Source organism: Pseudomonas matsuisoli (assembly GCF_014647635.1).
GTDB classification, from domain to species: domain Bacteria; phylum Pseudomonadota; class Gammaproteobacteria; order Pseudomonadales; family Pseudomonadaceae; genus Pseudomonas_P; species Pseudomonas_P matsuisoli.
In genome coordinates this window covers 475,246-496,025 of the sequence record NZ_BMPO01000004.1, presented here as the reverse complement: position 1 = coordinate 496,025, position 20,780 = coordinate 475,246, and the positions used below count along the sequence as shown (strand labels likewise).

The following is a 20,780-nucleotide window of genomic DNA, read 5'->3' as shown; positions in this document are numbered from 1 at the left end:
GGTCTCAGTTCCCAACAGGGAGGCGCGGGGCCAGTTCCTTGAGTGCGCGGCGATAAACCTCGCGCTTGAATGTCACCACCTGCCCCAGCGGGTACCAATAACTGACCCAACGCCAGCCATCGAATTCGGGCTTGCCGGTCAGATCCATCCGGACGCGTTGCTCGTCACCCGTCAGCTTGAGCAGAAACCACTTTTGTTTTTGGCCGATGCACAGCGGTTGGCTGTGCGTCCTGACCAGTCGCTGCGGAAGGCGATAACGAAGCCATCCGCGCGTGCAGGCGAGGATGCGGACATCCCGCTCCTCCAAACCTACTTCTTCATTCAATTCGCGATACAGCGCCTCTTCGGGGGATTCGCGATCATGGATGCCGCCTTGCGGAAACTGCCAGGCGTCCTGATTGATACGCCGCGCCCACATCACCTGTCCAGCATCGTTGGCAAGGATGATGCCGACGTTGGGACGAAAACCATCAGGATCAATCACGGCGCTCCCCCTAAAGATCTGTTGATGTTTCGTTCGTGGCCGCGCTAGGGCCTGTAGGTTACGCGGGAAACGACCTTGGCTGACGAGACAGAACAAGGCGTGATCCAGACAGCCTGGCTGGCCATTTGGTCATCCCCTCCATTCGACATCCCCGAGGACCGTCCCTCTCGGCAACGCGGCTCGCGACAAACCGTCACCAGACCCTAACAAACGCATGCCTCGGCATTGTTCCATAAAGGTCGCGAAACCGGCAAACCCGCTCGCCGGGACCATGGGCAGCTTCGATAAAAGTCGCTAGGCTAGCGGATTTACGGCGCTGCCGCGCCGTTCCACCTACCGCATTCATGGAGCGCTCACACGTGGCCCTGGCTCTTTTCGATCTTGACAATACCCTCCTCGGCGGCGACAGCGACCATGCCTGGGGCGACTGGCTGTGTGAGCGGGGCATTCTCGATGGTGACGCTTACAAAGCGCGCAACGATCAGTTCTACGAGGACTATCTGGCAGGCCGGCTGGATATACAGGCCTACCTTAATTTCAGCCTCGAAATTCTGGGCCGGCATCCGCAGGCGCAGCTGGATGAGTGGCATCTGCAATTCATGCGGGAATGCATCGAGCCGATCATTCTTGCCAAGGGCGAAGCCTTGATTGCTGAACACCGCGATGCGGGCGATCAGTTGGTGATCATTACCGCGACGAACCGGTTCGTGACCGGCCCGATCGCTAAGCGGCTGGGCATCGATACGCTTTTGGCAACCGAATGCGAAACGGCCGACGGCAGGTATACCGGCCGTACGACCGACGTGCCCTGCTTCAAGGAGGGTAAGGTCACGCGCCTGGAGCGCTGGTTGAGCGAGACGGGGACAAGCCTGGCGGGCAGCTACTTCTATAGCGATTCGCGCAACGACCTGCCGCTGCTGGAAAAGGTCGACCACCCAGTCGCAGTCGATCCTGACGACACCCTGCGCGCGGAAGCGGAGAAACGCGGTTGGCCAATTCTCAGCCTGAGAGCCTGACGCAGGCAGCACGGAACAACAAACGCAACCGGGCCGTCATCGTGGTGGCCCTGGCGACCGCGCTCAGCCTACTGGGCGATTCGATGCTCTACATCGCGCTGCCGGTGTACTGGCAAGAAGCTGGACTCGAGTCGCTCTGGCAGGTCGGTGCGCTGCTTGCTGTCAATCGCTTCGTGCGCTTGCCCATCAACCCTCTGATTGGCTACCTCTACCGCCGCATCAGCCTGCGCACGGGTCTGCTCGCCGCGATTTTACTGGGAGCCATTAGCACCATCGGCTACGGTTTCGCCGATACTTTCGTCGTCTGGCTAGTGCTCCGTGCGCTGTGGGGCATGGCGTGGTCGCTGTTTCGCATTGGCGGCCTCGCGGCAGTGGTGCGCTGCGCAGCGGAGAACGAACGCGGCCGGATCATGGGGCTCTACAACGGTCTCTACCGCCTTGGCAGCCTGGCCGGCATGCTACTCGGCGGTGTGTTCGTTGCCGTCTGGGGCCTGCCCGCGCTGGCTTGGACATTTGGCGTGCTGTCGCTACTGGGCGTTCCATTGATCCTGCTCGGTTTCACGTTACCGCCCAGTCACGATGAACCGCCCTCAGAAGCAACCCAAGAAGCACGGCTACAAGACACACCAAACCGGGAGTGGCCAGTCATCCTTACCGGCCTGGGCATCGCAATGCTGATTCAAGGCGTATTCGCCTCTACCTTCAGCGCGCTCATTGAAGACCAATTCGGCACCTCGCTGGATCTGTTCGGCTTCGTGATCGGCGCGACAGCACTATCGGGTGCCTTGCAAGCGTTGCGCTGGAGTTGGGAGCCGTGGCTGGGAAGTCGTTTCGGGCATTGGTCCGACGGCCCACGCGGGCGGCGCCCTTACCTGCTAGGCGCCCTGTCGATTGGCGCGGTGGGCTTCGTCCCAATGGCCGTCGGACTGCCGCTCGCGGCGTGGCTTGTTTGCACGCTGGTATTGCTGCTCGCCTCGACGGCCCTGACGACGATCGCCGATGCCAGCGCTGCGGACACCGCCCGGCGGGTCGGCGCGATCGGTTTCATGACACGCTACTCGATCGCCCAAGACCTCGGGGCCGCAAGTGGTCCGATCCTCGCCTACCTCATGCTGAACGTGACGGGCGGCTTCACGCTGCTCTACGCCGCCAGCGGCATGCTCTTACTGGCCATGGGCGGCTTCTGGCTGAAGCCGCACGGCCGGTTAACCTACTGACGGCTGGCGACTTGGGCCGGTAGGATTTCAGGCATCGCAGAGGAATGGTGATTCAGGATTCGCCACTGACCATCGACCTTCGAATAGAGGAAGGTGTAACGCGCCTGCACGGTACTGGATTTGCCTGCGGCATCGGTGACATGGAAGGAGTAAACGCCGCTGTCCAAGGCGGTGTCCGGGCCCAGATGGCGAATCTCGCGATAGTTGATCTCGCCAGACGGTTTCAGTGCCAAGAAGTGATCGAAGTAGTCCTGTATGTCAGCGGAAGTCGCGCGTACCCGGTTGGAAACCGTCGGCTGCAACACGGCATTCGAACTGTAAAGCGCAGTAACCTTCGCCGCGTCGCCCGTTATCAGCGCCTGGTTCCAGCGATCGAACAGACCGGCAATTTCCTTGTCAGCGGCATCCGTGGGTGCCGTGACGACCGACGTGTAGGCGAAGGGCGTCACAGGCTCGGCAGCCGAGGCCAGCGGCATGGCGAGGGCGAACAACAGACCGAGCGCGATGGAGTGCTTTTTCATAGGGATGACCTTCAAGGCAAGTGGAGACGACGTCACTTTGCCAACGCTCGAGAATGCCGCCATCGGCCACCTGGCGATACCGGACTATGCCGATCGGCAGATAGGGCGCCACGGTTACAACCCGCTTTAATGAGGTTAAACCTCTGCATACCGAAGTGAACGATGCCTACGCCCTCGACGCCCGATAATGCGCGCGCCCTGCGTAACCAATACCGACAATGGGAAAGCCGCGCTGCACGTCTTAGCCTGCTCACCGATACCGGGCGGGAGCTTGCCGCCCTGCCGCCAGACGCCAAATGCGAACGTGTTCTGCAGCGGGCGGCGGCGTTTTGCGCGATGGACCTGGGCGCAGTGCTGCTTGGCTTCGACGCGCCTTGGCGGATCGTCACGACAAAAGGCGCCCTCGCCCCGCGCCAGTGGCTGGAATCCACCGATCAGGAAACACGCGAGGTGCGCTGCGACGCGCGCACCGAGATCGGCGTACCACTGCTGTTGCAGCTCCCGCTGATGAGCGCCAACGGTACGCCCCTCGGCGCCCTGATGCTCGCCAGTAGCCAGCCGATCAATCCACCCGATGCCGAAGACCTCGAGTCGCTCCGCTTGCTGGCGGCGCTTCTGGCAACGCAACTGGAAAATGATCGTCTTCATGGTGCCCTGCGCACCCGGGAGAGGGCCATGTCGGAGCTGGTGCACCGGTTACTGACGGCCCAGGAAGAGGAACGCAGGCGTGTCGCCTACGACCTGCACGACGGACTTGCGCAGACGCTTGCCGGGCTTCACCAACGCTTGCAGGGATATGCCGCACGCCACTCTCGGCAGACCGAAGAAGATGTCGCGGATTTCGGCGCTATCCTCGACTTGGCTCGCCGCTGCGTACGTGAAACCCGTGACGCGATGGGTGGCCTGCGACCACAGTTGCTCGATGATTTCGGCCTCGGCCAGGCCATCGACCGGGAAGCTGATCGCCTGCGTGATGTCGGCATCGACGTTCGCTGGCAGATTCGCAGTGACGATCGACTCTTCCCGCCCGGAGAAATCGCCTTGTTCCGAATCGCCCAGGAAGCCATCAACAACATCCTCAAGCACGCCCATTGCTCACGTGTACTCATCAGCCTGGATGTTGGCCCTTCGTCTGCCGTCCTTGCATTGGAAGACGACGGCGTCGGATTCGATTGCCAGCCGGTTCTGCACGCCGACGGAGGACACCATCTTGGGTTGGTCGCCATGCAGGAACGTGCAAGCTTGCTCGGCGGTGAAGTCGCCTGCACCAGCCGAGCGGGTGCCGGAACCCGGCTGATCGCGAGCCTTCCGGCTACAGGAGCCTTCACATGACGCCCCTTCGGTTGATTCTTGCCGATGATCATGAGGTCACACGCGCGGGCTTTGTCGCGATGCTTGCGGGGTGCACCGAGTTCGATGTCGTCGGCCAGGCCCCGGATGGGGAAACCGCGCTCGCATTGTGCGAAACGCTGCAACCGGATATCGCCATCATCGACATCCGCATGCCGGGCATGAATGGGCTGGGCGTTGCGCGTTTGCTACAGCAGCGCATGCCTGCGCTCAAGACCGTCATGTTCACCATGTACGACAGCCCCGAACACCTCGAAGCCGCGATCGCGGCGGGCGCCGTCGGCTATTTGCTGAAAGATGCCACGCGTGAGGAAGTCATCCAGGCACTACGCCGTGTTGCCGCGGGTGAGGAGGCGCTCAACAGCGCCGTCAGCGCGCGACTGCTGCGACGGATTGCCGAGCGTACCGCCAGCGGTGCTACGCCGAGCGATGCATTGACCAAACGCGAGCGCCAGGTGCTTGGCCTCGTGGCGGGCGGTTTCAGTAATCGCGAAATCGGGGAAAAGCTCGGCATCGCCGCGGGCACCGTGAAGGCGCACGTCGAGCGACTGATCGGCAAGCTCGGTGTAGCGGATCGTACACAGGCCGCCGTGCGCGGGATCGCCCTCGGACTGGTCGCACAACCTGACGGAGACTGGTCGGACTTACGCTCATGAAACGTCGGATTCAAGGACGCTGGGCCGATTTACCGCTACGTGGGAAAGCGCTGGTGGTCATCTCCCTGCCGCTGGTGATTCTGCTGCTCTCCCTCGTCTTGATCTACACCACCGAGCGACAGAGCGCTCGCGCCGAGGCGGATGTCCGGCGTGTACTGCAAGTTCAGGGTGATATCCAGGCGGTACAGACCTCACTGGCGGAAGGCGCTGCCAGCGTACGTGGCTACCTGCTGACCCGGCGTCGGGACTTCCTGCCGAGCTACCTGGCTGCGATCCCACGGATCGAAGCGGCCTTGAATCGCCTGGACGCGAATATTCGGGACGCCGAAGTGCGTGCTCACCTCGATCGCATCCGGCCCCTCATCGCGGGCAAGCTGGCGGGTTTGGAAATTCTCAGTCAAGGCGACATGCGCGAGGATGCGGCAGAGCTGACCGACGTCCTCGTCGAGAACAAGCAAATGCTCGACAGTCTGCGTCTGGCGATCGGCGAAATGCGTGTCCGTGAAGACGCGTTGCTGGCGGAACGAACAGCGCAGGCTGCGGCAACCCGGCAGCATCTATTGTTCGCGACCGTCCTGGCCGCCTGTTGCGGACTGATCGGAGCCATCGTGGCGGTATTACTGCTCTCGCGCGGGATCGTCAGCCGTGTCCAGCAGGTGCAGCACTCCGCGCGCCAGCTGGCCTCGGGGAAACCGCTCGACCCTCGCCATCAAGGCCGTGACGAGATTGGTCGGCTCGGCACCAGCCTTGAAGAGGCCAGTCAGTTGCTGGCCCAGCGTGAGCGCGCCCTGCGGGACAACGAAGAGCGCCTACGCCTCATCATCGAAGGCGTCCGCGACTATGGCATCTTCGCCCTCGACCCCGAAGGCCGGGTCACCAGCTGGAACGCAGGTGCCGAGCGCATCAAGGGTTACCGCGAAGCCGAGATCGTCGGTCGCAATTTCGCCTTGTTCTACCCTCCCGAAGAATGCCCAGAGCACCCACGACGTGCGCTGCAATTGGCCGCCCGCATGGGGCGCTACGAAGAAGAAGGCTGGCGACAACGGCGTGACGGCTCGCGATTCTGGGCCAACGTCGTCATTACCGCCCAATACGACGCGACCGGCACGCTGCGGGGCTTCTCCAAGATCACCCGGGACATCACCGAGCGTCGGGCTGCGGACATCGAACTCCGCGCCGCACGCGAAGAGGCGGAGAACGCCAGCCAGGCGAAAAGCGAGTTCCTGTCCCGCATGAGTCATGAGCTGCGTACACCGCTCAATGCGATTCTCGGCTTCGCGCAACTGCTCGACCTCGAATCTCCTCGCCCGCAGGTCACGCATATCCTGCGCGCGGGCGAGCACTTGCTCACACTGATCAACGAAGTGTTGGACATCGCGCGCATCGAGGCCGGACGCCTGCCGTTATCGCTCGAGGCCATCGAACTGCGAGGCGTACTCCAAGAAGCGATGACGCTCATCTCGCCGCTGGCGAATGAGGCGGATGTCACGCTTGAGCCGTTGCCGGTCATCGCCGCTGGCACGGGCGTCTGTGCGGACCGGCAGCGATTGATCCAGGTGTTGCTGAACCTGCTGTCCAACGCCGTGAAATACAACCGGTCGCATGGACGCGTATGCATGGAGGTCGAACAGGCCGGCCCGGACATGGCGATCACGGTAAGCGATACGGGCCAGGGGATTTCAGCGGAAAACATCGAACAGCTGTTCAAGCCCTTCGAACGTCTTGGTGCGGACCCACATATCGAAGGCACCGGGCTCGGCCTTGCGCTCAGCCGCAATCTTTTGCAGGCGATGGAGGGCAGGCTCGAGGTGATTAGCACCCTCGGCGAGGGCAGCCGCTTCGTGTTCATGCTGCCCTTCACACCTGTAGAGCCGGCAGCCCTCGACGCCCGCCCGTGGTCCCTGCCCTCCCCCAACCTCGACCGCCTATCCCCTACCCCTGGGCCGATCCACAAGGTGCTGTGCATCGAGGACAATCTCGCGAGCCTTGCACTGATCGAAACACTCATGCAGCGCCGTGCCAGCATCACCCTGCTATCCAGCATGCAAGGCCAGCTGGGGCTCGATCTGGCACGCAAGCACCTGCCCCAGGCCATCTTGCTCGACGTGCATCTACCGGATATTGCTGGCGTCCAGGTGCTCGAACGCCTGAAGGAAGACCCCGCAACCCGCACAATACCGGTGTTGATGATCACCGCTGACGCCAGCGCCAGCGGTGAGCGCGCCTTACGGGATGCAGGCGCAACGGCAGTTCTCACCAAGCCAATCCACATCCCGACCTTCCTGGCGCTACTTGACCAGCATTTGCCGGAGCCTGCATGAACGAAGACTTCCGCATCCTCATCATCGATGACCAGCGTCCCAACCTCGAATTGATGGAACAGCTCCTCGCGCGCGAAGGCCTGAGCAACGTACTTAGCAGTACGCAGCCGACCAAGGCGCTCGAGCTCTACAACAGCTTCGAACCGGACCTCGTGATACTTGACCTGCACATGCCCGCGTTCGACGGCTTCGCCGTGCTCGAGCAGTTCAATCGACGGATTCCAAGCAACGACTACGTCCCCATTCTCGTGCTCACCGCCGACGTCACGCGCGACACTCGCCTGCGCGCGCTTTCCCTAGGCGCCAAGGACTTCATCAGCAAGCCGCTGGATGCGCTGGAAACGATGCTGAGGGTCTGGAACCTGCTGGAGACACGCGCCCTGTACAAAGCGCTGCGCGGGATGTTGTCGCCCGAGGCGCTGGAGACGGTGCTCAGCTCGCTTGCGGCACAACGTGGGGCAAAGCGCTGAGGAAATGTCAGCGGATCGTTAAAGCGTTCCTGGGTTATCACCCGGGCGGCGATCCGCTTAACGGGGCTCAAGCCAGAAACAGCCGATAAGCCGGGTTATCCGTCTCATCCCAATACGGATAGCCGATCCCATCCAACGCCGTCGGCACCAAATGGCGCTCTTCTTCGGGAACCTGAAGGGCGGCCACCACGCGGCCATCTGCGGAGCCGTGGTTACGGTAATGGAACATGGTGATGTTCCAGTGCCCACCCAGTTTCGCCAGGAAGTTGAACAGGGCCCCAGGCCGCTCGGGAAACTCGAAACGCAATACCATTTCTTCGCTCACGGCGTCGGAATGGCCGCCCACCATATGGCGAATATGCAGCTTCGCCAGCTCGTTATCCGTCAGGTCGAGCACCGGAAAACCTTGCTCGCGGAGACTGGCAACCAGCGCATCGCGTGGGTCGCTTTCAGGGTGAGTCTGCACGCCAACGAAAATATGCGCGTCCTTATCCGTGTGGTAGCGGTAATTGAACTCGGTGATCTGGCGTTTGCCGATGGCCTCGCAGAATGCTTTGAAACTACCAGGGCGTTCGGGAATGGTGACGGCGATGATGGCCTCGCGCTTCTCGCCCAGCTCCGCGCGCTCGGCGACGTGGCGCAGACGGTCGAAATTGACGTTGGCCCCGGAGTCGATTCCCACCAGCACCTGCCCGCTGACAACTTCCCGCTTCACGTAACGCTTGATACCCGCCACGGCCAGTGCACCCGCAGGCTCGGTGATCGAGCGGGTATCGTCGTAAATATCCTTGATCGCCGCGCAGATTTCATCGCTGCTGACCGTGATGACTTCATCGACGTAATGCTTGCAGAGGTCGAACGTATGCTGGCCGATCTGTGCGACCGCGACACCATCAGCGAAGATGCCTACCTGCGGCAGTACCACGCGCTCACCTGCTGCAAGCGCTTGCTGCAGGCAATTGGAATCCTCCGGCTCGACGCCGATGACCTTGGTTTCGGGGTGCAGGTACTTCACGTAGGCCGCGATCCCAGCGATCAGGCCACCGCCACCGACCGGTACAAAAATGGCGTCGATAGGGCCTTGATGCTGCCTGAGGATCTCCATCGCCACCGTGCCTTGTCCGGCAATCACGTGGGGATCGTCAAACGGGTGGATATAGACCAGGCCTTTCTCTTCGACGAGCTTGAGCGAATGGGCCAGCGCTTCGGGGAATGCATCGCCGTGTAGCACGACCTTGCCGCCCCGCGAACGAACACCCTGGACCTTGAGTTCCGGCGTGGTGCGCGGCATCACGATCGTCGCCTTGACGCCCATGTGTTTAGCCGCCAATGCCAAGCCCTGTGCGTGGTTGCCCGCAGACGCAGTGACGACGCCGCGCGCAAGCTCTTCAGGACTCAATTGCGCCAGCTTGTTGTACGCACCCCGAACCTTGAACGAGAAGACTGGCTGCAGATCCTCGCGCTTGAGGAAAATCTCGTTGCGCAAACGCTCGGAGAGCTGGCGGGCAGGCTGCAGGGGTGTTTCCACCGCGACGTCGTAGACGCGCGAGGTGAGGATTTTCTTCACGTATTGTTCGAGCATGGCGGGCACTGCGATCGATCGGCTGGGCCGCCGAGTGTAACGTTCTGGGGCGTGGGGGGCCATGGTGGACCGGCCCTCGGGCTGAGATCGAACCGGCGCCTGCTGCGAGCGCGGCGCGGCTTGGCATAGACCCGCGTTTACCGGATGCGATCGACGTAAATGAACTGGACGCCCAAGCGCTTCGCCAGCAAGTTGGCTCCTACAAAAGCTCGTCCGGCGTGCCATTCAAATATCAGCACCTTTAAATGGAACGAAAGCGTGCTGCGCGAATGACGCCACTCCAACGCGCAACACGGTCTGTGTAGGAGCGACCTTGGTCGCGAATGCGATCGCAAGGTCACCACCCTTTCACAAGCTGAATTCAATATTGCAGGCAGCAGACCGGCAATCAGAACGCACTAGGCAGGATAAGGGCCGCTGGGCCACACGTCCTAAAAGAATGTAGGGTGGAAAACGGCGAAGCCTTTTCCACCAGGCAGCGGTGAACACCAAAAAATCATCGGTGGATAATCGCTTCGCGAGTTATCCACCCTACCGGCTGGGCCACACTTTCCAAAAGCATCGTCAGCAAGCTAGCTCCTACAAAAAGCTCGCTTGCAGGCGATTTCAACTGAGAGGCCTGTTACGTCACGGGCGCCGGATTGAACAGCACCAGGTCGTTGTGCAGCCGATGTTTCTCGGCCCAGGTTTGCTTCTTGCCGCTCGCCACATCGAGGTACAGCTGGAATATCTCCCATCCCAGCTCTTCCAGCGAAAGACGCCCTGATGTCACGCGTCCAGCATCGACATCGATCAAGTCCGGCCAGCGCTCGGCCAACTGAGTACGTGTCGCGACCTTGATCACGGGAACCATCGCCAGTCCATACGGCGTACCCCGACCAGTGGTGAAGATGTGCAGGTTCATCCCAGCTGCAAGCTGAAGCGTCCCGCAGATGAAATCGCTGGCCGGGGTGGCGCAGTAGTACAAGCCTTTGCCACGCACGCGTTCGCCTGGAGCGACCACGCCTGCAATCGGACTGGACCCCGATTTGGCGATCGAGCCCATGGCTTTTTCAACGATATTGTTCAGCCCGCCCTTCTTGTTGCCCGGCGTGGTATTGGCGCTGCGATCGGCCATGCCACGTTCAAGGTAGCGGTCGTACCAATCCATTTCCCGCACCAATGCTTCTGCGACCTCGGTGTTGGCCGCACGTGGCGTCAAGAGATGGATACCGTCCCGCACTTCGGTGTTTTCGGAAAACATCACCGTCGCCCCCGCGCGCACCAGCAAGTCGGACGCAACCCCGAGCGCCGGGTTGGCGGTGACGCCGGAAAACGCATCGCTCCCGCCGCACTGCATCCCGACGACGAGCTCCGAGGCCGGACAGGTTTCCCGCCGCCGCTCATTCAGGACCTTCAGGCGCACTTCGATCATTTCCATGATTTGCTCGACCATCCCGGCGAAACCGGCACTGGAGTCTTGCAGGCGGAACAGCCAATCCTCTTCGTCCATGCCATTGGTGAGCGAGTCGCCGTCCATCAGCTGCGTGGCCTGCAGCTTCTCGCAGCCCAAGCTAATCACCAGGGCTTGGCCGCCCAGGTTGGGGTTCCGACTGATGTTGTACAAGGTACGAATGGGCACCACGGCGTCGGGCGCATTGATGGCGACGCCGCAGCCATAGCTGTGCGTGAGCGCCACCACATCGTCGACATTCGGGTACTTCGGCAGCAGTTCTTTACGCACGCGCTCGACACAATGTTCGAGCACCCCGGTCACACACTGCACCGTCGTGGTCACACCGAGGATATTGCGCGTGCCCACCGTGCCGTCCGGATTACGAAATCCTTCGAACGTGTAGCCCTCGAGGGGCTCCGCCACGGGCGTTTTCAGCGTGGCCATGGGCAAGCCATCCAACAGCGGCGCTTCAGGAATGTTGATCAATTGCTCGGTGACCCAGGTGCCCTGCGGAATGCGCTTGAGCGCATAACCGATGACCGTGCCGTAACGCAGCACGGCGCCACCTTCGGGGATATCCACCAGCGAAACCTTGTGGCTTTGCGGGATTGCCTCGACAGTGACCAGCCCATCCGGGAACTGGCCGCCCGCAGCCACCCCCTGCTCGTTGATGACGATCGCGACGTTGTCGTCTGGATGCAGGTGGATGTAGCGGGGTGAATCCTGATGTTCGATCAACTGCATGAGGCTAATCCTTTCTTGTTATGTGATGGTTTCAAGCTGATACGGGCGATGCCGACGATTGCTCGGAAATCTTGTTGCCACTTTCATCGCGCAATTCGACGCGTTGGATCTTGCCAACGATGAACAGGTAGCTGAACACCGCGACCAATGCGTTCGCACCGACGTAAACCAGCGCCCAACGGAACGAGCCGGTTGCACTGATGATGTACCCGATAATGATCGGTGTGGTGATGGATGCAATGTTGCCGAATGTATTGAACAGTCCACCCGACAAGCCGGCGATTTGCTTCGGTGACGCATCGGACATTACGGCCCAGCCCAAGGCGCCCAGGCCTTTGCCGAAGAAGGCAAGGGTCATGAAGCCTACGACCATCCACTCAGCGTCGACGTAGTTACAGAACACCATTGTCGTCGACAACAAAAGACCGCAGACGATGGGGAGCTTGCGCGAGAGCGTCAGGCTGTTGCCGCGGCGCAGCAGCCAGTCGGAAATGATGCCGCCCAGCACGCCACCGACGAAGCCCATGATTGCAGGGAGCGACGCGATGATGCCGGCTTTCAGGATCGTCATGCCGCGCTCTTGCACCAGATACACCGGGAACCAGGTCAGGAAGAAGTAGGTGATCGCATTGATGCAGTACTGGCCAAGGTAGATGCCGACCATCATGCGGTTTTTCAGTAACTGCCCGATATAGTGCCACTTCGGGCCATTGTTGCCTTGGTTGGATTGATCCATATCGACCAGTCCCCCATTCGCTTCGATGTGGGCGACTTCGGCAGCATTGGCCTTTGGGTGATCCTTCGGGTTATAGATCGTTTTCATCCAGATACCGGCGAAGACGATACCGAGCACACCCATCACCACGAACACGTGCTCCCAGCCGTAAGTGAATACCAGCCAGCCCATGAAGGGTGCGAACAACGCGGTTGCGAAGTACTGCGCCGAATTGAAGATGGCCGAAGCCGTACCCCGCTCCGCAGTGGGGAACCACGCCGCCACGATACGCGCGTTACCTGGGAAGGACGGTGCTTCGGCGAACCCGACACAGAAGCGCAGGACGAACAGCGTCACGACTGCCCACGCCATCGGCATCATGCCGACGAAGCCTTGCAGCAACGTGAAGAAGGACCAAATGAAAATGCCACCGGCATACACCCGCTTCGAGCCGAAGCGGTCGAGCAGCCAGCCACCCGGAATTTGGCCGAGTACATACGCCCAGCCGAACGCGGAGAAGATATAGCCGAGCGTTACCGCATCGATGCCCAAGTCCTTCTGCATGCTCGAACCGGCGATGGAGATCGTTGCGCGGTCGGCATAGTTGATCGTTGTGACGAGAAACAACATCAGCAATATCAAATAGCGGACGCGAGTCTGCCGTACGTCATTCATAACCTTTCACCTTGAAACTTGTTTTTGTGGATGAACGGGGCTGCCGCACGTGGACGGAACGTACGGACCAGAGCTTGCTGTTGGGAATGATTAGCCTGGGGAGGCGCCGTTATGCCGGCTCAGCGCGCCTGCGCGTTGCGAGCTGGAAAGGATCAATGAAGGGCGAGCTATCACTGCGGGTACGGATCGGCTATTCACATTGTTGTCCTTTTTATGGTGTTCGCATCGGCGCGCATAGAAGCAGATGATTGCGCAATCAAGCGCAGGCCAGAGCGCGCCGTGCATTAGAGGTCGACGCCCTTACTTTACGCTGATTGCGCAATCATTCAAGAGGTACGATGTCTGAAAACACGACATTCGTCAGGTGGTCTCGCGATCGATGATCCGAAAACCCGTGTCCACGCTGACCGGCGATGCGACGGGCGCTTCGTCTCGAAGACGTTGCAGCAGCGCTTCGGCGACCCGCGTCCCGATCCGGACGCCGTCGACGCTGACCGTAGAGAGCGGCGGATGGACATGCGCTGCGGAGGACAAGTCACCGAAACCAATGATCGCCAGCGAAGCAGGCACCGGAATTTGCCGACTAGCCGCTTCGGCCAATACCCCTTGCGCGACGGTATCCGAACTGCAAACGATCGCATCTGGGCATTCGTCCCGCGCCAGCATTTGACGAAGCCCTTCTCGACCACTCAACAACGTTGCCGGTGCTTTTAGCGTCTCGAATGGCACGTTTTCGATGCCCTTTGCATGAAGCTGATCAATCACCGCACGGGCGCGCTTCAATGCTCGCGCGTCATCGACCGACACAACGCCTATGTTCTGGTATCCACGATCATGCAGGTGATTGGCGACGGATCGACCTACGGCCTCATGGGAAAAGCCGACCTGCATGTCGATCGGCTCGCCTCCAAGGTCCCAGGACTCCACCACCGGAATCCCCGCCTGGACCAGACGCTGGCGACTCTCTTCCGTGTGCAGCGTACCGGTCAGCACGATACCGTCCGGACGCCGGCCGAGTACCGCGCCGAGCAGGCGTTCCTCCTGCTCGGCAGAATAGCCGGTCAAACCGATCATCGTCTGATACCCGGCCGATGCTAGGCGATCCATCAGTGCTTGTACGGTATCGGCAAAGATCGAGTGCGCGATGGTTGGAACGAAGATCGCGATTAGGCGGCTTCGGTTCGAGGCAAGACCACCCGCCAGCATGTTTGGTACATAGCCGGTCGCCTTGACCGCTTCGAGTACCTTCGCGCGCGCCGCGTCGCTAACAATCTCGGGCCGATTGAGGGCACGCGAGACGGTGATAGGCGAAACGCCCGCGAGCTTGGCTACGTCGATCAAGGTCGGTGCTGCGTGGCCCCCTGGCAAACAGGGCGAGGACAATTCCTTGCTAGGTCGTTTTGCCATGGCCAACAGCTGCGCCGTTCAGAGAGAAGGCCCACATCTTAACGGGTGTGCCGATTTTGTGTAGGCGTAGGCAGCCACGGCCAGTGTGGTGGCCATGAGGCCGCATTCGCGGGCAAGCCGAGCGCGGCCCGGCCCGCCCCTACAAAAAGCCGTGTGAGCTAACGCGGGATACTGACGATACTCGGTACCCTGTAGGAGCGGGCCGGGCGGCGATCCGCTTGCCCGCGAATGCGTTCGAATGCTCAACACCGCGGTTTGGGTAACAACTGCATTCTTAGGCCAACAGCCCCTACGCCACATCGTCACCCACAAAAAAGGCCGGGGTTTATCCCGGCCTTTCATCATCGTTACGACCTAGCGCTTACTGCGGGCCGAGCTTCTTCATCAGCGCGGCAAGCATTTCGACTTCTTCGCCGGTCAGGTCGGCCAACGGCGCGCGGACAGGGCCCGCGTCGTAGCCAGCGATCTTGGCGCCCGCCTTCACGATGCTCACCGCGTAGCCGCCACGGCGGTTACGGATGTCGAGGTACGGCAGGAAGAAATCGTCGATCAGACGGCCAACGGTTTCATGGTCGTCTTTCGCGATAGCGTTGTAGAAGTCGATCGCGGTCTTCGGAATGAAGTTGAACACAGCGGACGAATAGACAGGGACGCCCATAGCCTTGTATGCCGCTGCATAGACTTCAGCCGTTGGCAGGCCACCCAGGTACGTGAAGCGGTCACCCAGGCGACGACGGATGGCGACCATCGGCTCGATGTCACCGACACCGTCCTTGAAGCCGATCAGGTTCGGGCAACGCTCGGCGAGGATTTCAAGGCTCTCGGGCGTCAGCTTGCAAACGTTACGGTTGTAAACGACGACACCGAACTTGACGGACTTACATACCGCCTCGACGTGGGCGATCAAGCCTTCCTGGCAGGTTTCGGTCAAGTAATGTGGCAGCAACAGGATACCGGCTGCGCCTTGGCGCTCAGCCTCTTGAGCGAAAGCAATTGCGGTACGGGTCGGGCCACCGGCGCCGGCGAGAATCGGCACTTGCCCTTTGCAGGTGTTGACCGCGACGCGGATGATGTCGGAGAACTCTTTCTGCTCCAGCGAGAAGTACTCACCCGTGCCGCCTGCGGCGAACAGCGCACTGGCACCATACGGCGCCAACCAATCCAGGCGACGGGCATAGGTGTCGGCGCGGAAATCACCATTTTGGTCAAAGTCGGTGATTGGGAAAGACAGTAGGCCGGAAGACAGGATGGACTTCAGTTCTTGTGGGCTCATTGTGCGAAGACCTTTTTTTGCTGGTGAGTGAACGTGGCGACAGTTATACGTCATCGTACAACTGCACGCAAACCCCTTTTTGGCGGAAACAAATACCTTTCGCCTGATTACGACCATAGTCGTATCGCGACAGTCGCGCCTTTCGAATTTTATAGCCACTTAGCTGCGATGGATGTCGAAGGCCCTGATCCTTGTTGACAGGTCAGAGCCTGACGCCACACTATCTTTCGCTCGTCATATGACGACAGATAACAACAATAAGTCGAGGGTTTCGCCATGACGGATAGCAATGACGGCGTCGTATTCGAGCGTCTTCTGCTGACAGGGGCCGCCGGAGGCTTGGGCAAGGTGTTGCGTGAGCGCTTGCGCCCCTTCACTCGGATCCTGCGCCTTTCCGACATCGCCGACATGGCCCCGGCGAAAGGGCCGCACGAAGAAGTCGTTATCTGTGATCTGGCCGATAAGCAAGCGGTCGACCGGCTGGTCGAAGGCTGCGATGCGGTCCTGCATTTCGGCGGCGTGTCCACCGAGCATTCGTTCGAAGACATCCTCGGGCCGAACATCTGCGGCACCTACCATATCTACGAAGCCGCGCGCCGCCATGGGGTGAAGCGTGTCGTATTCGCCAGCTCTAACCACGTCATCGGTTTCTACAAGCAAACCGAAACGATCGATGCCAACGCGCCGCGTCGTCCCGATGGCTATTACGGATTGTCCAAATCCTACGGTGAGGATCTCGCCAGTTTCTATTTCGACCGCTACGGGATTGAGACCGTCAGCATCCGTATTGGCTCGTCCTTCCCGGAACCGCAGAACCGCCGGATGATGCACACCTGGCTAAGCTACCGGGACCTGACCGAACTTCTCCGTTGCGCACTCACCGCGCCAAACGTCGGCCATACGGTTGTCTATGGGATGTCGGATAACGACGGCGTCTGGTGGGACAATCACCTGGCTCAGTCCCTGGGTTTCACACCGCAGGACAGTTCCCGGCCTTTTCGCGAGAACGTTGAAGCCCAGCCGGAGCCGGCGGCGGATGATCCCAACAGGATCTATCAGGGAGGGGCGTTTACCGCCCAAGGGCCTTTCGAACGTTGATCGGCAGCGTACGCGCTACTGAACGCACCTCCAGGACGTTTGCATGCACGCAGAATTGATCCTCGACGCCCGCAACGCGACCGGTGAAAGCCCGGTCTGGTCGGCCAGCGAGCAAGCGCTTTACTGGGTAGACATACCGGCGGGTCGCCTGCATCGCTGGGACACCTCGACACACACAACCTGGCAGGCGAGCGAGATGCTCGCCTGCATCGCCCGCCACCCAGACGGTGGCTGGATCGCCGCCATGGAAAGTGGGATGTTTCAGCTCAAGGCCGGTAAGGATGGGCACCTTGCGGAAACACGGCTCGTGGACGTCGAACACGCCCGCCCTGGAATGCGCTTCAACGATGGTCGCTGCGACCGGCAGGGCCGCTTCTGGGCGGGCACGATGCACACCGACATGAGTGCGGGCCATCGGGTCGGCGCGTTGTACCGCTACCGCCCGAGAGACGCCAAGCTATCAGTCAACCTCGATGGTTTCATCGTCCCCAACGGCCTCGCCTTCAGCCCGGACGGCAAGACCATGTACCTGTCCGATTCACACCCCAGCGTTCGCAAGATCTGGGCGTTCGACTATGACGTCCAACACGGCACGCCCCACCAGCGGCGCCTGTTCGTTGACATGAACGCCTACCCCGGCCGTCCCGACGGCGCAGCAATCGACGAGGATGGGTGCTATTGGATCTGCGGCAATGATGCCGGTTTGATCCACCGCTTCACCCCAGCCGGCAAACTGGACCGCTCCCTCGAAGTACCGGTGAAGAAACCCGCCATGTGCGCCTTTGGCGGCGCCCACCTGGACACGTTGTTCGTCACGTCCATTCGCCCGGCAGGCGACGTCTCGGACCAGCCACTGGCAGGCGGCGTATTCGCGCTACGCCCCGGCGTACGCGGCCTGGAGGAACCCTCCCTCAGCCATTGATTTCCACCGCAGTTCATACGGATCCACACAACAACAATATTGGAGATGCCCTATGTTCCTGAAACGCACCCTCATGGCCACCTTACCGCTCGCCTTCTGCATGGCCACAACGGCCCAGGCACTTACGCTGAAAATCGCCGAGATCCATCCCACGGGCTACCCCACCGTCGTGGCGATGGAAAACATGGCCAAGAAACTGGACGAGGCCACGGACGGTGAAATCAGCTATCGCATGTTTGCCGGCGGTGTCCTTGGCTCGGAAAAGGAGGTGGTCGAACAGACCCAGATCGGCGCCGTGCAGCTCACCCGGGTCAGCCTAGGATCAGTTGGGCCGGTAGTACCGGACACAAACGTCTTCAATATGCCGTTCGTGTTCCGCGATGTGGAGCACATGCGCAAAGTGATCGATGGCGAAATCGGCCAGGAGATCCTCGACAAGATCACCAATTCGCAATTCAACATGGTCGGTCTGGCCTGGATGGAAGCCGGCAGTCGCAGCCTTTACACCAAGAAGCCAGTCCGTAGCATCGACGACCTCAAGGGAATGAAGATCCGCGTGATCGGCAACCCGTTGTTCATCGACACGCTCAACGCCATGGGCGCCAATGGTATCGCCATGAGCACGGGTGAAATTTTCAGCGCCCTGCAAACCGGGGTCATCGATGGCGCAGAGAACAATTCCCCTACCCTGCTCGAGCACAACCACTATCAAGTGGCCAAGTACTACACCCAGACGCATCACCTGATCCTGCCCGAACCCCTGATGATGTCGAAGACCACATGGGATTCGCTCACACCTGACCAGCAGGCCCTGGTGAAGAAATTCGCCCGTGAAGCACAGATGGAAGAGCGCCAACTGTGGGAAGCGAAAGAAAAGGCCAGCGACGAGAAGCTCAAAGCGGCGGGCGTGGAGTACATCGAAGTGGACACCAAGCCGTTCTATGACGCGACCGCGCCTGTGCGCGAGAAGTACGGCGCTCCCTATGCCGATCTCATCAAGCGCATCGAAGCCGTTCAGTAACCTCTGAAGACGAGATGCGGCGGCGATCCTGCCGCATCCGCGGTGAATGTCATGAAAAATGCCGTATTGCGCTTCAACGATGGGGTCTACACGACCTGCACCTGGGTGGCCGGACTGTCGTTGACGGTCATGGCGCTGATCATTCCGGTAGGGATTTTCTACCGCTACGCGCTCAATTCGGGGCTGGGCTGGCCCGAGCCCGTTTCGATCCTGCTGATGGTGGTGTTCACCTTCGTCGGCGCGGCCGCAAGCTACCGCGCGGGTGCGCACATGGCGGTGGCGATGATCACCGACCGACTGCCCGCCGGGCTGCAGCCGGTGATCACCTGTTTCGTGCGTATCGCCATGGGCGTAATCGCACTGTTCATGACGATCTGGGGCATCAAGCTGTGCATGGCGACCTGGTACCAGTTCATGGACTCGCTGCCTTTCATTCGAGTCGGTATTTCCTACGCGCCCATTCCGGTCGGTGGCGCAGTTACCCTGCTGTTCGTCCTTGAACAGCTCCTTTACGGCGACCAGAGCAAGCGCCGCGTGGTCGACTATGAAGCCGATGACAGCAAGGAGGCCGTGTAATGGACGCGTTGATGCTTGTCGGTAGCTTCGTCTTGCTGATCGCGCTGCGGGTGCCGGTCGCCTATTCCCTGGGCTTGGCGACCTTGATCGGCGCCTGGTGGATCGAAATCCCCTTCCACGCCGTGATGATCCAGATCGCCGGCGGCGTTAACAAATTTTCCCTGTTGGCAATCCCGTTCTTCGTTCTCGCAGGCGCGATCATGGCCGAAGGCGGCATGGCCCGACGGCTGGTGGCCTTCGCCGGAGTCTTGGTCGGCTTCGTGCGCGGCGGACTGTCACTGGTGAACATCACCGCGTCCACGTTCTTTGGCGCAATTTCCGGCTCCTCACTCGCCGACACGGCCTCGGTCGGCTCGGTGCTGATTCCAGAAATGGAAAAGAAGGGTTACCCGCGGGACTTCTCTACCGCCGTCACGGTCTCCGGCTCGGTACAGGCGTTGCTGACGCCTCCCAGCCACAACTCGGTGATCTATTCGCTCGCGGCCGGCGGCACGGTGTCCATCGCCGCGTTGTTCATGGCGGGCATCGGCCCCGGCCTGCTGCTCAGCGCCGTGATGATGGGCATGTGCCTGCTCTTCGCCCGTCGACGTAATTACCCGAAAGGGGATGTGATTCCGCTGAAGCAGGCTTTGAAAATCTGCGTCGATGCCCTTTGGGGGCTGATGGCGATGGTGATCATCCTTGGCGGCATCATCTCGGGCGTCTTCACCGCGACCGAGTCGGCAGCGATCGCGGTGCTCTGGTCGTTCTTCGTGACGATGTTCATCTACCGCGACTACAAGTGGCACCAGCTGCCAAAGCTCATGCACCGGACGGTACGCACGCTGTCGATCGTGATGATCCTCATCGCCTTCGCGGCGAGCTTCGGCTACATCATGACGCTGATGCAGATCCCATCGAAGATCACCACGCTGTTCCTGACCTTGTCGGACAACCGCTACGTGATCATGATGTACATCAATGGGATGCTGCTGATACTGGGCACGTTGATGGACATGGCGCCGCTGATCCTCATCCTCACGCCGATCCTGCTACCCGTGGTCACCTCCATCGGGGTCGACCCCGTGCACTTCGGCATGATCATGCTGGTCAACCTAGGCATTGGGCTCATCACCCCGCCGGTGGGCGCGGTGCTGTTCGTAGGGGCAGCGGTCGGCAAAGTGACCATCGAGCAAACGGTGAAGGCACTCCTGCCGTTCTACGTGGCGTTGTTCATGGTGCTAATGGCAGTGACCTACATTCCGGCGATTTCGCTGTGGTTGCCGAGCGTCGTGTTGTGATCATTCATTGAAGGGCG

General features: G+C 60.7%; 19 protein-coding genes. 12 read left to right on the top strand and 7 right to left on the bottom strand.

The window, feature by feature from the left end; all coding sequences use genetic code 11:
- Positions 1-4: 4 nt before the first annotated feature.
- Positions 5-484 carry an RNA pyrophosphohydrolase gene (locus tag IEY47_RS11520; RefSeq protein ID WP_188983372.1) on the bottom strand — a complete coding sequence of 160 codons (480 nt, stop codon included), beginning with the start codon at positions 482-484 and terminating at the stop codon, positions 5-7.
- A gap of 359 nt (positions 485-843) precedes the next feature.
- Here IEY47_RS11520 and IEY47_RS11515 point away from each other — a divergent pair, with 359 nt between their 5' ends.
- On the top strand, positions 844-1,500 hold the full coding sequence (locus IEY47_RS11515) for a histidinol-phosphatase (RefSeq protein WP_188983371.1): 657 nt from the start codon (positions 844-846) through the stop codon (positions 1,498-1,500).
- A gap of 83 nt (positions 1,501-1,583) precedes the next feature.
- The gene (locus IEY47_RS11510) at positions 1,584-2,717 is read left to right on the top strand and encodes an MFS transporter (protein WP_373293571.1); all 1,134 of its coding nucleotides are present in this window, start codon (positions 1,584-1,586) and stop codon (positions 2,715-2,717) included.
- On the opposite strand, the gene IEY47_RS11505 is transcribed toward IEY47_RS11510, so the two are convergent.
- Positions 2,711-3,238 (bottom strand): SgcJ/EcaC family oxidoreductase, encoded by a 528-nt coding sequence (locus IEY47_RS11505; RefSeq protein WP_188983370.1) that lies wholly within the window; start codon positions 3,236-3,238, stop codon positions 2,711-2,713. The two genes, IEY47_RS11510 and IEY47_RS11505, sit on opposite strands and share 7 nt — an antisense overlap.
- A 4-nt stretch (positions 3,239-3,242) precedes the next feature.
- Here IEY47_RS11505 and IEY47_RS20595 point away from each other — a divergent pair, with 4 nt between their 5' ends.
- The 5 genes from IEY47_RS20595 to IEY47_RS11485 are packed head-to-tail and all read left to right on the top strand — an operon-like array spanning position 3,243 to position 8,035.
- The gene (locus IEY47_RS20595) at positions 3,243-3,368 is read left to right on the top strand and encodes a hypothetical protein (protein WP_268240457.1); all 126 of its coding nucleotides are present in this window, start codon (positions 3,243-3,245) and stop codon (positions 3,366-3,368) included.
- Between the two features lie 32 nt (positions 3,369-3,400).
- Complete coding sequence (locus IEY47_RS11500) at positions 3,401-4,570, top strand: sensor histidine kinase (RefSeq protein ID WP_188983369.1); 1,170 nt, start codon at positions 3,401-3,403, stop codon at positions 4,568-4,570.
- The gene (locus IEY47_RS11495) at positions 4,567-5,244 is read left to right on the top strand and encodes a response regulator (RefSeq protein ID WP_188983368.1); all 678 of its coding nucleotides are present in this window, start codon (positions 4,567-4,569) and stop codon (positions 5,242-5,244) included. The genes IEY47_RS11500 and IEY47_RS11495 overlap by 4 nt, the downstream gene beginning before the upstream one ends.
- Positions 5,241-7,565, top strand: coding sequence for an ATP-binding protein (locus tag IEY47_RS11490; RefSeq protein WP_188983367.1), 2,325 nt, complete (start codon positions 5,241-5,243; stop codon positions 7,563-7,565). Before IEY47_RS11495 ends, IEY47_RS11490 begins: the two co-directional genes overlap by 4 nt.
- Positions 7,562-8,035 carry a response regulator gene (locus IEY47_RS11485; protein WP_188983366.1) on the top strand — a complete coding sequence of 158 codons (474 nt, stop codon included), beginning with the start codon at positions 7,562-7,564 and terminating at the stop codon, positions 8,033-8,035. Before IEY47_RS11490 ends, IEY47_RS11485 begins: the two co-directional genes overlap by 4 nt.
- A 67-nt stretch (positions 8,036-8,102) precedes the next feature.
- On the opposite strand, the gene ilvA is transcribed toward IEY47_RS11485, so the two are convergent.
- The 5 genes from ilvA to kdgD all read right to left on the bottom strand — a co-directional run bounded on the left by ilvA (position 8,103) and on the right by kdgD (position 15,866).
- The gene (gene ilvA / locus IEY47_RS11480; protein WP_268240456.1) at positions 8,103-9,680 is read right to left on the bottom strand and encodes a threonine ammonia-lyase, biosynthetic; all 1,578 of its coding nucleotides are present in this window, start codon (positions 9,678-9,680) and stop codon (positions 8,103-8,105) included.
- A gap of 559 nt (positions 9,681-10,239) precedes the next feature.
- Complete coding sequence (garD, locus tag IEY47_RS11475) at positions 10,240-11,796, bottom strand: galactarate dehydratase (RefSeq protein WP_188983364.1); 1,557 nt, start codon at positions 11,794-11,796, stop codon at positions 10,240-10,242.
- A 31-nt stretch (positions 11,797-11,827) separates the two neighbouring features.
- Positions 11,828-13,186, bottom strand: coding sequence for an MFS transporter (locus IEY47_RS11470; protein WP_188983363.1), 1,359 nt, complete (start codon positions 13,184-13,186; stop codon positions 11,828-11,830).
- Between the two features lie 360 nt (positions 13,187-13,546).
- Positions 13,547-14,593 (bottom strand): LacI family DNA-binding transcriptional regulator, encoded by a 1,047-nt coding sequence (locus IEY47_RS11465; protein ID WP_188983362.1) that lies wholly within the window; start codon positions 14,591-14,593, stop codon positions 13,547-13,549.
- Between the two features lie 361 nt (positions 14,594-14,954).
- Positions 14,955-15,866 carry a 5-dehydro-4-deoxyglucarate dehydratase gene (gene kdgD, locus IEY47_RS11460; RefSeq protein WP_188983361.1) on the bottom strand — a complete coding sequence of 304 codons (912 nt, stop codon included), beginning with the start codon at positions 15,864-15,866 and terminating at the stop codon, positions 14,955-14,957.
- Positions 15,867-16,142: 276 nt separating this feature from the next.
- On the opposite strand from kdgD, the gene IEY47_RS11455 reads away from it, so the two are divergent.
- Genes IEY47_RS11455 through IEY47_RS11435 form a run of 5 tightly spaced genes read left to right on the top strand, consistent with a single transcriptional unit; the run spans position 16,143 to position 20,763 of the window.
- A complete protein-coding gene (locus IEY47_RS11455; protein WP_188983360.1) occupies positions 16,143-16,964 on the top strand; it encodes an NAD-dependent epimerase/dehydratase family protein in 822 nt (273 codons plus the stop codon).
- Positions 16,965-17,007: 43 nt separating this feature from the next.
- Positions 17,008-17,886: a glucurono-1,5-lactonase gene (locus IEY47_RS11450; protein ID WP_188983359.1), complete on the top strand. Its 879-nt coding sequence runs from the start codon at positions 17,008-17,010 to the stop codon at positions 17,884-17,886.
- Positions 17,887-17,938: 52 nt separating this feature from the next.
- Positions 17,939-18,907 (top strand): TRAP transporter substrate-binding protein, encoded by a 969-nt coding sequence (locus tag IEY47_RS11445; protein ID WP_188983358.1) that lies wholly within the window; start codon positions 17,939-17,941, stop codon positions 18,905-18,907.
- A gap of 51 nt (positions 18,908-18,958) precedes the next feature.
- A complete protein-coding gene (locus IEY47_RS11440; protein WP_188983357.1) occupies positions 18,959-19,483 on the top strand; it encodes a TRAP transporter small permease in 525 nt (174 codons plus the stop codon).
- Positions 19,483-20,763 carry a TRAP transporter large permease gene (locus IEY47_RS11435; protein WP_188983356.1) on the top strand — a complete coding sequence of 427 codons (1,281 nt, stop codon included), beginning with the start codon at positions 19,483-19,485 and terminating at the stop codon, positions 20,761-20,763. Before IEY47_RS11440 ends, IEY47_RS11435 begins: the two co-directional genes overlap by 1 nt.
- Positions 20,764-20,780 lie beyond the last annotated feature (17 nt).

What these genes read in the sequence shown, in the direction of transcription:
- IEY47_RS20595 (WP_268240457.1), top strand. Translation starts at nt 3,243, where the DNA reads ATGACCTTCAAGGCAAGTGGAGACGACGTCACTTTGCCAACGCTCGAG.
- ilvA (WP_268240456.1), bottom strand. Translation starts at nt 9,680, where the DNA reads ATGGCCCCCCACGCCCCAGAACGTTACACTCGGCGGCCCAGCCGATCG.
- IEY47_RS11450 (WP_188983359.1), top strand. Translation starts at nt 17,008, where the DNA reads ATGCACGCAGAATTGATCCTCGACGCCCGCAACGCGACCGGTGAAAGC.
- IEY47_RS11470 (WP_188983363.1), bottom strand. Translation starts at nt 13,186, where the DNA reads ATGAATGACGTACGGCAGACTCGCGTCCGCTATTTGATATTGCTGATG.
- IEY47_RS11440 (WP_188983357.1), top strand. Translation starts at nt 18,959, where the DNA reads ATGAAAAATGCCGTATTGCGCTTCAACGATGGGGTCTACACGACCTGC.
- IEY47_RS11510 (WP_373293571.1), top strand. Translation starts at nt 1,584, where the DNA reads ATGCTCTACATCGCGCTGCCGGTGTACTGGCAAGAAGCTGGACTCGAG.
- IEY47_RS11445 (WP_188983358.1), top strand. Translation starts at nt 17,939, where the DNA reads ATGTTCCTGAAACGCACCCTCATGGCCACCTTACCGCTCGCCTTCTGC.
- IEY47_RS11455 (WP_188983360.1), top strand. Translation starts at nt 16,143, where the DNA reads ATGACGGATAGCAATGACGGCGTCGTATTCGAGCGTCTTCTGCTGACA.
- garD (WP_188983364.1), bottom strand. Translation starts at nt 11,796, where the DNA reads ATGCAGTTGATCGAACATCAGGATTCACCCCGCTACATCCACCTGCAT.
- IEY47_RS11485 (WP_188983366.1), top strand. Translation starts at nt 7,562, where the DNA reads ATGAACGAAGACTTCCGCATCCTCATCATCGATGACCAGCGTCCCAAC.
- IEY47_RS11495 (WP_188983368.1), top strand. Translation starts at nt 4,567, where the DNA reads ATGACGCCCCTTCGGTTGATTCTTGCCGATGATCATGAGGTCACACGC.
- IEY47_RS11465 (WP_188983362.1), bottom strand. Translation starts at nt 14,593, where the DNA reads ATGGCAAAACGACCTAGCAAGGAATTGTCCTCGCCCTGTTTGCCAGGG.
- IEY47_RS11490 (WP_188983367.1), top strand. Translation starts at nt 5,241, where the DNA reads ATGAAACGTCGGATTCAAGGACGCTGGGCCGATTTACCGCTACGTGGG.
- kdgD (WP_188983361.1), bottom strand. Translation starts at nt 15,866, where the DNA reads ATGAGCCCACAAGAACTGAAGTCCATCCTGTCTTCCGGCCTACTGTCT.
- IEY47_RS11435 (WP_188983356.1), top strand. Translation starts at nt 19,483, where the DNA reads ATGGACGCGTTGATGCTTGTCGGTAGCTTCGTCTTGCTGATCGCGCTG.
- IEY47_RS11505 (WP_188983370.1), bottom strand. Translation starts at nt 3,238, where the DNA reads ATGAAAAAGCACTCCATCGCGCTCGGTCTGTTGTTCGCCCTCGCCATG.
- IEY47_RS11500 (WP_188983369.1), top strand. Translation starts at nt 3,401, where the DNA reads ATGCCTACGCCCTCGACGCCCGATAATGCGCGCGCCCTGCGTAACCAA.